Source organism: Candidatus Tisiphia endosymbiont of Oplodontha viridula, from assembly GCF_964264865.1.
Lineage (GTDB): Bacteria > Pseudomonadota > Alphaproteobacteria > Rickettsiales > Rickettsiaceae > Tisiphia.
In genome coordinates this window covers 1243168-1256905 of the sequence record NZ_OZ183486.1, presented here as the reverse complement: position 1 = coordinate 1256905, position 13738 = coordinate 1243168, and the positions used below count along the sequence as shown (strand labels likewise).

Genomic DNA, 13738 nt, shown 5'->3' with positions numbered 1-13738 from the left:
ATGAATGAATGTATCTATTGTGGCTTTTGGCGAAGATCTATTGCTGTAGTTTTGGATCGAATTTTAATTATTTTTTTTCTAATTTGTATAATTATGATACTAGTAAGTAATCCTACACTAGCCGATACACTATCCGATTCTTTCATTTCGACATTAATAATACTATCATTAACAATACTATATGATCCAATATTTCAGTCATCTTCAATGCAAGCAACTCTTGGCGGTTATATATTGGGCATGAAGATCATAAACGAGGATGGTACACGAATAAGCTTTTTAAAAGCGTTGATTAGATTTATTATATTAGCACTAATAAGTAGTACTGTAATATTAGGGATTATAAGTGTTTTCTGCGTGATATGTACTGATAAGAAAAAGTTTCTACATGACATGATTTTTGGTACTCGGATGGTAAAAAGATAAGGTTAGTATGATACAAAAAAAACCAGTAATAGGAATAACACTAGATTTGGCTAATAATTCTGAAAAATATGCCTATGCTGCTTTTCCTTGGTATGCAGTTAGGCAAAATTATGCAGATAGCGTGATAAAAGTTGGGGGAATCCCCTTAATGCTACCCTATCAATATGATACAATTGAAGTGATGCTGTCAATTATCGATGGACTAATTATTCCCGGTGGCGATGAGGATATTCACCCTAAATTTTATGGTCAAGAATTCACTTGTGATAGAACAGCTACCAACGACCAACGGGATAATTTTGAGTTACTACTTACCCAAAAAGCTCTAGAAAAGAATATGCCCTTCCTTGGAATATGTCGTGGTATGCAGATGTTAAATGTAGTATGCGGTGGCAACCTTATCCAGCATATACCTGATTACATAAAGTCACAAGCAGGAGTAGCTACGGCTATTAACCACGAGCAACCTGCCCCCAAACATACATTATCGCATTCTATAACGATAGAACCAAACACTATTCTTGCAAACTTATCGGGAAATAAGCAAACTTGTATGGTTAATTCGAGCCACCATCAAGCAGTAGGAAAAATAGGCGAGGGACTCCGAGTTGCAGCGACAGCACCGGACGGGATAATTGAAGCAATTGAGTCAATAAATCACAAATTTGTTATAGGAGTAGAATGGCATCCTGAATATTTAAACCCTAATGATTTAGATTTAAATTTATTTAAAGGATTGATCGAAGCTACAGCTAAGCCGAAAAAGTTTTAGCCAAAGAACCGTTTATTAGCGGGGGAGACGATGAAATCGCAGACGTGGCAATCTCATGAAGTAATATCTGCCTTTGTTAGGCAGCCTCTAGGTGATTTGAGTACTACTTCACAAGATTGCCACGTCACCGCTTCTTGCAATGACGGTTTAAGCATTACAACAGCATTTCGCTAATAGACGATTTTTTAACTTTCAACAGTTATGGGATGACATCGAGACTGTTAAAATAGACTTCTTTCGAAACTCTACTTCTGCTGGTGATTTGTACGCGACGTCTGTACTCGAATCCTCACGTACATTAGAGTACGCTGCGGGTCGAGGTTCCGCGTCTCCTTCAAATCCCTCAGCATAAGCGAGTTTCGAAAGAAGTCTAATGATCTCTTACATAGAATGAGGTAAAATCTAGGGAATTAACTAGAACCTAGCATAAACCGATTTAAAAATTCAAAATCTTCAGTTTCTAGACATAAAATTTCTGGTAAATGGACTCGAGCAGTAAAGTTATTATTTATATACCCTTTGCCTTTCAAGTGTTGGCGTTGTGGCACGATGGGACTTCGCGTAGGAACAACGGTTTGACTACGTCTAGTCCGCTCACCACTCGTACACCTAGCCAACTCTTGAAATTCATCTTGTATACTTACTTTAAACAATAAAATTATTCTTGTATTACTACGTTCAGGGCTAATACGCTTTTTAAGCAAATCAACGATTTGACATAGTTCATAATGATTTTGTGGATAGAGTTTTATCTCTAGTCGTTCTTCATTCATTATATCGTCAATAGTTGTGAAGCTTTTAGCGATTAACCTTGTTCCCCCAGCATCCTTAAACAAATCACAGTGTGCTACAACTAAACATTGAATGTCAAGTAAGTGAACGAAATTTTTAAGTATTTCTTCACTATAAATAGTTAATTCGAAAATACCAAATTGATCGGATAGTTGTAAGGTTACAAACCTTCCACGAGATGACATACGTGAATCTTTTTTTTGTATTACCCCAGCTATCCTTATCTGCCTACTAGAAGTAGAACCACTATCATTTTGTAAGTCAAGTGATGTTGCAATATTAAGCCTAGCTAGCAAATCTTGATATCTTGATAATGGATGTAGCGTAATGAATAGTCCTAATACTTCAAATTCATAAGAAGAGACAGTATTATTATCAAGTGGTTCTGCTTCAATTAACACTTGTTGACTTGCAGAATTTACTTTAATCAGGCTAAATTGATCAGAAACTTTTTCTGCATGATAGGAAGAGGCATAAGCTAAAAGTTTAGCGATACTTAACAGTAACTGATTACGATTAGAATGTAACGTATCAAAACACCCGGCTTTAATAAGATTCTCTAATAATTTTCGATTAATAGATTTAAGCGGTAGCCTCTCAATAAAATCTATAATATTTTTAAACTTACCATTTTTAACTCTTTCTTCTGCTAATATTTTGCCAAAAGTAGCTGTGACACTTTTGATAGCACCTAGGGCATAGATGATAAATGTCTTTCCTTCTTCATGAGTAGTACTAAAATAACCAGTGGAAAGATTGATATTAGGAGGAATAATAGTAATGTTGTTATTTCTAGCTTCTTGCATGAATAGATTGATTTTATCATGATTATTTAATTCAAGATTTAAGCAAGCTACCAAAAATTCGGCTGGAAAATTTGCTTTCAGATAGGCGGTTTGATAAGATATTACACCATAAGCTGATGCGTGTGCTTTATTAAAGCCATAGCTAGCAAATTTAGCCACTGTTGTAAAAATAGACTCTGCTTGCTGGCGTGAAATATTGTTAGCTATCGCACCTTTAATAAAAGTTTCTTCTTGCTCTGCCATTTCAGATTTTATTTTTTTGCCCATGGCTTTACGAAGTAAATCTGCTCCACCTAAGCTATAGCCAGCAATTACTTTGGCAATTTCTAAGACCTGTTCCTGATATATAACAACTCCATAAGTCTCTTCTAAAATTGGTTTAAGCATCTCATGCAAGTAATCTGGTAGCTGCAAACCGTGCTTACAAGCAATATAAGTTGGGATATTATCCATAGGACCAGGGCGATATAATGCTCCTAACGCTATTATATCTTGGATGGAGTCAGGTTTAAGACGTCTTAAAGCATCCTGCATTCCACTACTTTCAAACTGGAAAACACCGGTAGCTCTACCACTACACAGCAGTTCATAAGTTTTTTGATCATCAAATAGCATATTACTAAAATCAATATTTATGTCTTGCTGTTTTAATAATTCTAGACATTTAGTAATAACAGTCAGAGTTTGCAGACCTAAAAAATCAAATTTAATTAAACCAGCAATCTCAGCATATTTCATGGAATATTGTACTACCAACATATCCGAATTTAGGTCTTTATAAACTGGTAATATTTCTACTAAATCTTTGCCAGCTATAACGATTCCCGCTGCATGTGTAGAAGCATGCCTGTTAAGTCCCTCAAGCACTAAGGATGTATCCAATACTTGTTTTATTAGCTCATCTTGACCATCTAAATTATATAGACCGTTGCCATGGGCGGCGTTTTTCAACTCCTTTACTTCCTTTATAGCCTGATTTAATGTAACGGGAGTAACAGCATTAAATGGCACAAGCTCAGTTAGATATTCGGCATATTTATAAGGCAAGCCAAGAACTCGTGATACATCTTTGATAACGGCTTTTGCCTGCATCTTACCAAAAGTGATGATTTGACCAACTTTATTATCCCCGTATTTAGAACGTACATAATTAATAACTTCTTCTCGTCGTTCTTGACAAAAATCAATATCAAAATCTGGCATTGATATACGTTCAGGGTTCAAAAAACGCTCAAATAGTAGACCAAATTTAATAGGATCAAGATCAGTGATAAGAAGACTCCAAGCAACTATTGATCCCGCCCCGGAGCCTCTACCAGGTCCTACCATAATACCTTGCTCTTTACTCCATTTTATGAAGTCAGAGACTATAAGAAAATAGCCAGCAAAATCCATTCGACAAATAATATCTAGTTCATAATTAAGACGAGTTAGATATTGTTGTTTAATATCTTGCTGTTTATCTATGGCAATATTCTCCCATTTAAATTTTGTATCAAGTCTTGATAGTAACCCTGCTGTGGAGTTTTGCTTAATTAGATCTATTTCATTAATATCTAGACTAGAGAAATTTGGTAACATTAGTGGATTAGCATGTGCCATAAAGTGGCATCTTTGGGCTAAATGGACGGTATTTTGTACAGCATTAGGTAAATCACTAAAAAGTTCTAGCATTTCTTTTGGTGATTTAAAATAACATCCAGTACTAACCTTTTTACGATTCTCCTCTTCTTTGCTAACACCAGCAGATATACATAATAATACATCATGTGCATCATGCATGTTAACATCGCTAAACAATACTTTGTTGGTAGCAATTAGTGGAATACCAAGGTCATCGGCTATTTTTATATAATTTGCTTCTATAGATTGTTCTATTGCTAAATTATGCCGCATAATCTCAAAATAGAAACGATCACCAAAAATGCTTTGTAGCTTAGTGGCCCAAAAAATGGCTAATTCTTCGTTTCCATCAATCAGGCTTTTGCCAATTATCCCATCAGTATAACCAGATAAGATAATAAGACCTTCATGGTACTTAACTAAATCATCAAAAGTAATATGATTACAAATTTTGCGATCATTTTCAGTGAAACTAGCACTAACTGCTTTTAGTAAATTTTTGTAACCTACCTCATCTTTAGCCATCAGCACCATTTCACAAAAGTTATCTTTAGTAAAAGCAACGTTTACAATTGCCCCATTTATAGGTTGCACCCCCGCCCTGCAGCTACTCAAAGCAAACTCTAGTGAGCCAAATAAGTTACCCTTATCTGCTAAACAAATCGCTGGCATTTTGTGTAATTGTGCTAGTTCTACTATACGATCAATTGTTAAGGCACTCTCAAGAAATGAGTATGAGCTTTGTACTCTTAAGTGAATAAAATCAAACTTCATATTGCGTACCAATAGTATAATATTTAAACCCAAGAGATTTTAGCATATCTCCGTTAAGAATATGCCTGAAATCAATAATTATAGGAGATTTAACTTGATGGCGAACAAGCGACCAATCTAAATCTTTAAACTCCGACCATTCGGTTGCCACTACAATTATATCACTATTTTGGCAAGCACTAAGTGCTGAATCGGCAAAAAATATATTTTTTAGCTCTTTTTTAGCATTATCCATACCTATTGGATCGAATGCCCTGATATTAGCTCCTTTATCAACTAGGATTTTGATGATTTTAATGGCAGGGCTGCTTCTAATATCATCTGTACCAGCCTTATAAGTAAGACCCAATACAGTAATATTTTTATTAGTCAAATTATCATTTATGATATAATGAATCCTATCCGCCATGTCATAGACCCTCTGATCATTACTACTTATAACAGAATTAACTATTTGTAAGTTACATTGATAATGCCCTGCTATTTGTGAAAGTGCTAAGAGATCCTTAGGAAAACATGAACCACCAAATCCAGGTCCAGCATTTAAACATTCTTTACCTATTCTCTTGTCGAGTCCCATAGCAATCGAAAGTTCTTTGATATTTGCCCCAGTTCTCTCACATAAATTTGCCATTTCATTAATAAAAGCAATCTTTGTTGCTAAGAAAGCATTTGAGGCATATTTGGTAAGTTCTGCAGTAACCAAATCAGTACATATAAGAGATATATTCTTTGTAGTCAAAGGCAAGTATATCTTTTTTAATAAATCTTCTGCGTGTTTATTATTTGTGCCAATTAATATTCTATCAGGGTTTAAAAAGTCATCTACAGCAGTACCTTCTCTAAGAAATTCAGGATTTGAGGCAACAGGAAATTTAAGATTTCTTTTTTTTAAATAATCAATAATTTGGTTACATGTTTTTGGAGGTACAGTTGATTTAATAACAATCAAACAATCATCGTTGATCCATTCACATAAATTATCTATAGCAGTAAAAATATATTGTAAATCTACCTCCCCTGAAGGTAGTGGTGGTGTTCCTACTGTAATAAATACCGCTTGGGCATTTCTTAATTCAGCCGAGTAGCTGGCTGTAAACTTCAACTTACTAGACTTTACTAATGGCGGTAGGTACTTCGCTAATTTTGGTTCATAAATTGGTAAAATATTTTTTTTAAGCTGATCGATTTTAGAAATATCGGTATCTAAGCAAGTAACGTCGTGTCCTAGGTAACTCATCATTACGCCAGATACTAATCCAACGTAACCAGTACCTATAAAATGAAGTCTAATATTCATAAATAATTTTCAAATTTTTTTCAGTATATACTTAGTGCAACAAGTTTGTTGTGCTATATTGCTGCAAAGTATATATTAACTGATCAAGTACTAAATAACAAGATGATGCTCATTAAAAGATTTTTTATTAACCTAAGCATAATAGTTTGCACAATTGTAGTAATTTTAACTTTATTAATATTAAGTAGTAGTAAGGGATATTTAGATAAGCCAATTAAGAAGGTAATAGAATTTTACCTTGATAAAAAAGCTATGAAAATACGGATTAAGAATTTACAAGTAAGAAATAATATTCTATCAATCGATAAAATCTTTATGGATTTAGCAAATAACGCCCAAGGTGAAATTACTAATTTCAAAATCAGTTTTATTATTGATGATATAACAACCAAGCCTTTAATTCTTAGTACTATTGATATAGATAGTTTTTCCTTAATCTCTAAAGATAATCAACCAGTAATAAATGCTCAAATATCTGCTAGATCCATTGTGGATTTTTTTAAAAATAAGATTGAAACACAGTTAAACTTAGGTCCTATAAAAAATATTTCTTTGCTTGATAGTTATGGTGAAAAATTACCTGATGGTGAAGGATTTTGTTCCTATAACAGTAAAATTTCTAGAGCTTCTAAGAAATCGATCAATTGCAAACTAGAGTTTGGTGATAAAGCCTATCTATTATTCAATAGTGTATTGGATGGTAGCATAATTCAAGCAACTGGTAATGCTCAGAATATTCCTATAATGATTTATCAAATTGTTGAGAAAATTATTCCTGATAATCAAGTAATTTTATTTCTACAGGAATATATGAAAGGTGGTTATATTAGAAATGGAGAATTTAATTTTAATTTTGATAAAAATTCTTTAGAAAAGAATATTTCCCTAGAAACTGCATTGAAGGCCAAGCTGCATGTTGTAGATCTTGAATATCAATATGATAAGGACTATCCCCCTTTACGAAAAATTGATACTGATGTTACTATATTTGGGCTATCTGTTAAGTTCATATTAAATCAAGCATATAGTAGTAATAGTCTTATTTCGGGTGGGATAACTTTTGATTGGCAAGGGATGGATAAATCAAATTTTATCGTTAATGCTAATGCTAAGGGGAGTGTTAACGATTTAATTGATTTCATATCAAGTGAGGATTATAACAAGGTAAAAAAACAAGGGATCGATCTTAAAAAGATTACTGGAATTGCTAATTCAAAAATTGGCATAATAATACCGATTAGCCCAGTTATCAAGAATACTTATGACATTTCTACAATAATAACGGGAGTAAATAGCAAAGCATTTAGTGACAATGTCATATTAAAAAATGCTAAAATAACTGGAACATTTAATGGCGATAAGGTAAATTTGATCGGTATAGGTAAAATTAATGGCTATGACAGTAATTTACTTATCGATGTTAATGTCACTGATAATAACCAAGATGATTATCAGAATCTATTAAAAGTAAAAACTACCATTGTGGGTAATAACCAAAAGGTTGGTATATTAAAGTTAATCTCAGGTAATAGTGTCCTAGATTTTGAATATAAAGAGCAAAAAGATGGGAAAAGCTTAATTAAAGCCAACACTAACCTCAAAAACTTAGAATTTTATATTGATAAAATATCTATACATAAAAAACTTGGTAGTGAAGCTAACTTTACTTTAACTGGCAAGTTATATAATAACCTAAATGGTGATATTGATTTTAATCTTTCGGGAGAAAATAACTTAAAAATAGTTGGTAAGGTTAAAGTAGCAGAAGATAAGTATGATGTTACTTTACCTGTAATAAAGTATAATACGACTGATCTAGTGGGGAATTTGCTTTTAGGTAAAGATAGCTTGAATGCTAAAATTCAGGGAAGACAACTAGATTTGTCTGAATCTAATATGATGCAATTCTTAGAGAAAGAAGGAGATGCAAAAAATATTCATTTAACAGTTGATGTAGATAGGGTAAGGTTAAAAAATAATATAATGCTTGATAAGCTTAATTTACAAATTGATTGTAATAAAATAAAATGTTTTTCTGGTTCTTTAAATTCAAAAATTGGCACTAGATCTTTTAAAATGCTACTTACAGATAAAAAAGATCTAGAACAATGGATAGTTACCTGTGATAATGCTGGAGCTTTATTTAGAGGTATTGGTATGTATAATAAAATGAAATCTGGTATTATAAATCTGACACTTGATACAAAAAGATATGATGCCAAAAAGGGAGAAGTGATACCAATCGTAGATGGAACATTTGATATCAAGCACTTTGTTACTACCGATGTGCCTTTTCTTACTAGAATGGTATCGGTTGTTTCTTTCCCAGGTTTTATGAGTTTTATATTAAATAATAAGGATATTATGTTTAGGAACATGACAGGTAGATTTAGTTATATAGGTAATACCATAAATATTGCTGATACATCAGCTACCGGACCATTTTTTGATTTTACAATGCAAGGTACAATTGATACTAGTAAACATCAAATGAAGCTTAAAGGTAATGTAATACCTTCTTTCTTTTTTGCAAGTAACGTTATCACTAAAGTACCAATAATTGGTAAAATATTTTCAAAGGTTGTGCCTTACTCTATGGAGATGAAGTATAAGGAGTAATATACTCGGTGAACTTCAAGAATTGGCGTTCCCGCGACCAAATATCTGTGCTGCTCACGTACTAATGTACGCCTAGCAGCTCGACTTTGACACTCCTAGCTCTTCTTGAAGTTATACTATCGTCTACCCAATTCTTGGAATCATAGCAGTATACGCTCCGGTGTTCGACACTCGTACTCCGAGTAGCAATTTAGTTTTGGGAAATGGTATTACTTAAGTCAAACTTAAAGTAACTTTAATAGCTTTTTCAATATTAATAATCTCAGTTTTATTCAACTGTTCTATAAACTCTCCCAATCTAGATTTATCTATGGTTCTAATTTGATCAGTTAACGCTTTTGCAGTTTTGTTGTTAACTGTAACTCTTACTTCAAAAGGAAAAATATTATTAATATTTGAGGTAATGGGGATAATTATTACTCTACTAGATATTTTATTCTGAATATTATTAGATATAACTATTGCAGGTCTTGTTTTTTGAATTTCAGTTCCAATTGTTGGATCAAGATTTACCCAATAAATATTGCCTCGTATTATTTCTTTATTTTTTACTAATGTCATCTATTGCATCCCACTCTTTTAGCAAATTTTGACGTTCATTATCTTGCTCTGCATCTTTATATGCCAAAGTAAGTTCCAGTTCCTTTTTTTCTAATTCTTTAGCAATAGCATTGCTTACAAAGTTACTAATTTTTTTAGAAGGAATCATATATTTTAATTTATCATATAAGGTCTCGTTTAAACTAATACTCATCGTTCTCATAAAATTAACTTCATTATTGTATAATAGTTATTGTACAATACAATACAACACAATACAATATGAAAACTTGAGTATTTTCTAACTAGCGTTTATACTGTTGCTATTTAGAGTTATAGGGGCTTCATCCTGAATTTATTTCAGGATATAGATTAGACTTCTTTCGAAACTCTACTTCTGCTGGTGATTTGTACGTCGATGCGGTACTCGAATCCTCACGTACATTAGAGTACGCTGCGGTTCTGCGTTCCGCGTCTCCTTCAAATCCCTCAGCATAAGCGAGTTTCGAAAGAAGTCTATTACACCTATAGATAATTTATGACAGAAACTTATGATAAAAACAAAGCAGGAAATTTATAATAGTAGGCCTACTTCTCCTCATTTGACGATATATAAAAAGCAGATAAGCTCCGTTTTGTCTATTTTGCATCGTATAACGGGGATAGGCTTATTTTTTGGACTATCAATATTGTCGTGGTGCTTTATTTTATTAGCTTTTAGCAAATTTGATCCTGAATATTTACAGTGCTTTAAATGTAATTTACTTAGAATTCCTCTAATATTCATAAGTTTTGCATGGTTTTATCATTTATGTAATGGAGTGCGTCACTTAATTTGGGATAGTGGGCATTGCTTTTCAATAAGGGCTATTAACTTCACAGGTTGGTTTGTGGTAGTAGCTTCGATATTGATGACGTTAGTTTTTTGGTTGTTAATTTAACTTATGGCCTCTATATGAATAATAATTTAAGGACAGATTTGGCGAAAGCTAAAGGGGTTGGTTCGGCAAAAAGTGGTTCGAGTCACTGGTTGCATCAAAGAATAACAGCTATTATTTTGGCAATTTGTTCTATTTGGCTAATATTTTTTATTAAATATACTACTAGAGAGGGTTTTACTCATTTTGTTAGTACTTTACAAAGACCTTACAATATTGTCCCTTTAGGAATATTGCTTATTACCGCTTTCTATCATTCAATGCTTGGTATGTGTGTGGTAATTGAAGATTATATTAGTTGTATTAAGCTCCGCACAGGGTTAATTATATTACTTAAAATATTTTGCATTATAACGATTGCATTCTTAGTGGTAGCATTATTTTATGTTATAGTAATCTGATGGATTAATAAAAATAATCTTATGAAAACCACATTACCTAAACGTTCATTAGTTATTAAAGAAAGATTAGACATTATTGTCCAAGAAATTCTAGCTTCTGGAAGATCAAAAATAGCAATGATAATTTTATTTGGCTCCTATGCTAGAGGTGATTGGGTACAAGATCTATCCTCAAGGGAGTATTATCAGAGTGATATAGATCTGTTATTGGTCTTAAAGAAAAGAAAATATGCTGGATATCAAGCTATTAACTTAAAACATAATATAGAAAAAAGATTAGAAAGAAAATTCCCAATAGATATTAATACAGACTGATTAGTGACCATGACACAACCATCCGTGACACTAATAGTTGAGTCTATCCACTTTGTAAATGACCAACTTGAAAAAGGTAAGTATTTTTTTCGTGATATTAGAACAGAAGGAATTCTACTATATGATAGTGATGAATTTGTACTATCGGAAGCTAAGGACTTGCCATGGCACGATCGCAGACCAATAGCTGCAGAAGAATATGAAAATTGGTTTGGTAGAGGAAAAAAACTATTTATTGGAATCAAGGCTTTTTTTGAAGATGACAATTATCGCGAATCAGCTTTTTTGCTTCATCAAGCTACTGAGAGTTTTTATAATGCTATTTTGTTAGTATTTGATGGTTATAAACCTAAATTACATGATTTATTAGAACTAAACCAAAGCGCACGGATTTTTTATCATGACCTTTGTCGAATATTTCCATATGAAAGTGAAGAGCAAAAAGAATGTTTTACATTACTTCGTGATGCTTATGTTAGAGCAAGATATGACAAACATTACAGGATTACTAAGGAGCAGTTGCTTTATTTAATTGGTCGAGTAGAGCAATTGCAAAAAATTACTGAAAAAATTTGTTTGGAAAAGCTTAGTCAAGAATAAATATATGATATATTCTGTAACAAAAGGAATTTATATAAATGTCTAAATCTTATAATATTATCCACCATGAATTTGATGTAGTGGTAGTTGGAGCAGGTGGAGCTGGTCTTAGAGCTACTTTTGGTATGGCAAAAGAGGGCTTAAATACTGCTTGCATTAGCAAGGTTTTCCCAACTAGGAGTCATACTGTGGCTGCCCAAGGTGGCATTAGTGCTTCTCTTGGTAATATGGGGCAAGATGATTGGCGTTGGCATATGTACGATACAGTAAAAGGTTCGGATTGGTTGGGTGATCAAGACGCAATTGAGTATATGTGTAAACATGCAGCTGCAGCAGTGCTAGAGCTTGAGCATTATGGAGTACCTTTTTCTCGAACAGAAGAAGGCAAAATTTATCAACGCCCCTTTGGTGGCATGACAACAAATTATGGTAAGGGACAAGCAGCTCAAAGGACTTGTGCTGCAGCAGATCGTACTGGTCATGCAATATTACATACTTTATATCAACAGGCTTTAAAAAATAAAGCCCAATTTTTTATCGAATATTTTGCCCTTGATTTATTAATGAATAATGGAGAATGTGTAGGGGTAGTTGCTTGGAATCTTGATGACGGAACAATTCACTGTTTCCATGCTCACTTAGTGGTACTAGCTACTGGCGGGTATGGTAGAGCTTATTTTTCTGCGACAAGTGCTCATACTTGTACTGGTGATGGAGGTGGCATGGCGGCAAGAAGTTCTATTGCCTTGCAAGATATGGAATTTGTCCAATTCCACCCAACTGGTATATATGGTGCTGGTTGCTTAATTACCGAAGGTGCTAGAGGAGAAGGTGGGTATTTGGTAAATTCTAATGGAGAGCGATTTATGGAACGATATGCTCCCGCTGCTAAAGACCTTGCTTCAAGAGATGTAGTATCAAGGGCTATTACCATGGAAATCAGAGATGGTAGGGGGGTAGGTGAGCATAAAGATCATATATTCTTACATTTAGATCATTTACCGCCGGAAATTCTTCACGAACGTTTGCCCGGTATTTCAGAGACGGCTAAAATTTTTGCTGGTATTGATGTAACCCTTCAGCCAATACCTGTATTACCAACAGTGCATTATAATATGGGGGGAATACCAACAAATTATCATGGTCAGGTGATTGATAAAGGTCAGGATAATCATAATAAGATTATTCCTGGGTTAATGTCAATCGGTGAAGCTGCTTGTGTTTCAGTACACGGGGCCAATCGGTTAGGATCAAACTCTCTGCTTGATTTAGTAGTATTTGGTAGAGCCGCAGCACAAAAAGCTGCTGAAATTGTTAAAGTAGGGCAAAAGCATAAAAGCTTGCCGGAATCTATATTAGATAAAATAATTAGCAGATTTGATAATATACGTCATGCTAAAGGAGGCCTACCAGTAGCTGACTTAAGACTTAAAATGCAAAAAATCATGCAAAATCATGCAGCGGTATTTAGAACTCAAGAGGTTTTAGATGAAGGAATAGAAATGATTGACCAGGTAAGAAAGGAATATGCAAATATTCAGGTTAATGATAGATCATTAATATGGAACAGCGACTTGGTTGAAGCATTAGAACTAGCTAATTTATTAGATCAAGCGGTAATTACTGTACATTCTGCAGCGGCTAGAAAAGAAAGTAGGGGGGCTCATTCTAGGGAAGATTACCCAGAGCGTAATGATGAAGAATGGATGAAACATACACTTGCTTGGATTGATGAGCAAGGTAAGGTGAAGTTAGATTACAAACCTGTAACTCTTACAACTTTGACAGATGAAGTAGATAGCATTGTGCCAGCTAAACGAGTTTATTAAGAA

At 33.6% G+C, this 13738-nt stretch carries 12 protein-coding genes; 8 read left to right on the top strand and 4 right to left on the bottom strand.

Going from position 1 to position 13738, the window contains the following annotated elements; all coding sequences use genetic code 11:
- On the top strand, positions 1 to 426 hold the full coding sequence (locus ACFEL1_RS06090) for an RDD family protein (protein WP_375330821.1): 426 nt from the start codon (positions 1 to 3) through the stop codon (positions 424 to 426).
- Positions 427 to 436: 10 nt separating this feature from the next.
- Positions 437 to 1198, top strand: a complete 762-nt coding sequence (locus ACFEL1_RS06085; RefSeq protein WP_375331565.1) for a gamma-glutamyl-gamma-aminobutyrate hydrolase family protein — start codon at positions 437 to 439, stop codon at positions 1196 to 1198.
- 410 nt (positions 1199 to 1608) lie between these two features.
- On the opposite strand, the gene dnaE is transcribed toward ACFEL1_RS06085, so the two are convergent.
- Both dnaE and ACFEL1_RS06070 read right to left on the bottom strand, forming a co-directional pair.
- Positions 1609 to 5193, bottom strand: coding sequence for a DNA polymerase III subunit alpha (dnaE, locus tag ACFEL1_RS06075; RefSeq protein ID WP_375330820.1), 3585 nt, complete (start codon positions 5191 to 5193; stop codon positions 1609 to 1611).
- Positions 5183 to 6487, bottom strand: coding sequence for a UDP-glucose dehydrogenase family protein (locus ACFEL1_RS06070; protein ID WP_375331563.1), 1305 nt, complete (start codon positions 6485 to 6487; stop codon positions 5183 to 5185). Before ACFEL1_RS06070 ends, dnaE begins: the two co-directional genes overlap by 11 nt.
- A 54-nt stretch (positions 6488 to 6541) precedes the next feature.
- On the opposite strand from ACFEL1_RS06070, the gene ACFEL1_RS06065 reads away from it, so the two are divergent.
- A complete protein-coding gene (locus tag ACFEL1_RS06065) occupies positions 6542 to 9112 on the top strand; it encodes a transporter AmpG 3 (protein ID WP_375330819.1) in 2571 nt (856 codons plus the stop codon).
- A 213-nt stretch (positions 9113 to 9325) separates the two neighbouring features.
- Here the strand turns inward: ACFEL1_RS06065 and ACFEL1_RS06060 are convergent, their stop codons facing one another.
- Both ACFEL1_RS06060 and ACFEL1_RS06055 read right to left on the bottom strand, forming a co-directional pair.
- The gene (locus ACFEL1_RS06060) at positions 9326 to 9673 is read right to left on the bottom strand and encodes a type II toxin-antitoxin system PemK/MazF family toxin (RefSeq protein ID WP_341748052.1); all 348 of its coding nucleotides are present in this window, start codon (positions 9671 to 9673) and stop codon (positions 9326 to 9328) included.
- Positions 9654 to 9866, bottom strand: a complete 213-nt coding sequence (locus tag ACFEL1_RS06055; RefSeq protein WP_341748051.1) for a hypothetical protein — start codon at positions 9864 to 9866, stop codon at positions 9654 to 9656. The genes ACFEL1_RS06060 and ACFEL1_RS06055 overlap by 20 nt, the downstream gene beginning before the upstream one ends.
- A gap of 337 nt (positions 9867 to 10203) precedes the next feature.
- Between ACFEL1_RS06055 and sdhC the strand changes: the two genes are divergently transcribed.
- Genes sdhC through sdhA form a run of 5 tightly spaced genes read left to right on the top strand, consistent with a single transcriptional unit; the run spans position 10204 to position 13735 of the window.
- Positions 10204 to 10593, top strand: a complete 390-nt coding sequence (gene sdhC, locus ACFEL1_RS06045; RefSeq protein ID WP_375330818.1) for a succinate dehydrogenase, cytochrome b556 subunit — start codon at positions 10204 to 10206, stop codon at positions 10591 to 10593.
- Positions 10594 to 10607: 14 nt separating this feature from the next.
- Positions 10608 to 10991 carry a succinate dehydrogenase, hydrophobic membrane anchor protein gene (gene sdhD, locus ACFEL1_RS06040; RefSeq protein WP_375330817.1) on the top strand — a complete coding sequence of 128 codons (384 nt, stop codon included), beginning with the start codon at positions 10608 to 10610 and terminating at the stop codon, positions 10989 to 10991.
- A 21-nt stretch (positions 10992 to 11012) separates the two neighbouring features.
- A complete protein-coding gene (locus tag ACFEL1_RS06035; protein WP_375330816.1) occupies positions 11013 to 11306 on the top strand; it encodes a nucleotidyltransferase domain-containing protein in 294 nt (97 codons plus the stop codon).
- Between the two features lie 9 nt (positions 11307 to 11315).
- The gene (locus tag ACFEL1_RS06030; protein WP_375330815.1) at positions 11316 to 11906 is read left to right on the top strand and encodes a HEPN domain-containing protein; all 591 of its coding nucleotides are present in this window, start codon (positions 11316 to 11318) and stop codon (positions 11904 to 11906) included.
- A 38-nt stretch (positions 11907 to 11944) separates the two neighbouring features.
- The gene (gene sdhA / locus ACFEL1_RS06025) at positions 11945 to 13735 is read left to right on the top strand and encodes a succinate dehydrogenase flavoprotein subunit (protein ID WP_375330814.1); all 1791 of its coding nucleotides are present in this window, start codon (positions 11945 to 11947) and stop codon (positions 13733 to 13735) included.
- The last annotated feature ends 3 nt before the right edge of the window (positions 13736 to 13738 follow it).

Coding starts and splice junctions, on each gene's coding strand:
- ACFEL1_RS06090 (WP_375330821.1), top strand. CDS start 1: ATGAATGAATGTATCTATTGTGGCTTTTGGCGAAGATCTATTGCTGTA.
- ACFEL1_RS06060 (WP_341748052.1), bottom strand. CDS start 9,673: ATGACATTAGTAAAAAATAAAGAAATAATACGAGGCAATATTTATTGG.
- sdhD (WP_375330817.1), top strand. CDS start 10,608: ATGAATAATAATTTAAGGACAGATTTGGCGAAAGCTAAAGGGGTTGGT.
- sdhC (WP_375330818.1), top strand. CDS start 10,204: ATGATAAAAACAAAGCAGGAAATTTATAATAGTAGGCCTACTTCTCCT.
- dnaE (WP_375330820.1), bottom strand. CDS start 5,193: ATGAAGTTTGATTTTATTCACTTAAGAGTACAAAGCTCATACTCATTT.
- ACFEL1_RS06030 (WP_375330815.1), top strand. CDS start 11,316: ATGACACAACCATCCGTGACACTAATAGTTGAGTCTATCCACTTTGTA.
- ACFEL1_RS06035 (WP_375330816.1), top strand. CDS start 11,013: ATGAAAACCACATTACCTAAACGTTCATTAGTTATTAAAGAAAGATTA.
- ACFEL1_RS06055 (WP_341748051.1), bottom strand. CDS start 9,866: ATGAGTATTAGTTTAAACGAGACCTTATATGATAAATTAAAATATATG.
- sdhA (WP_375330814.1), top strand. CDS start 11,945: ATGTCTAAATCTTATAATATTATCCACCATGAATTTGATGTAGTGGTA.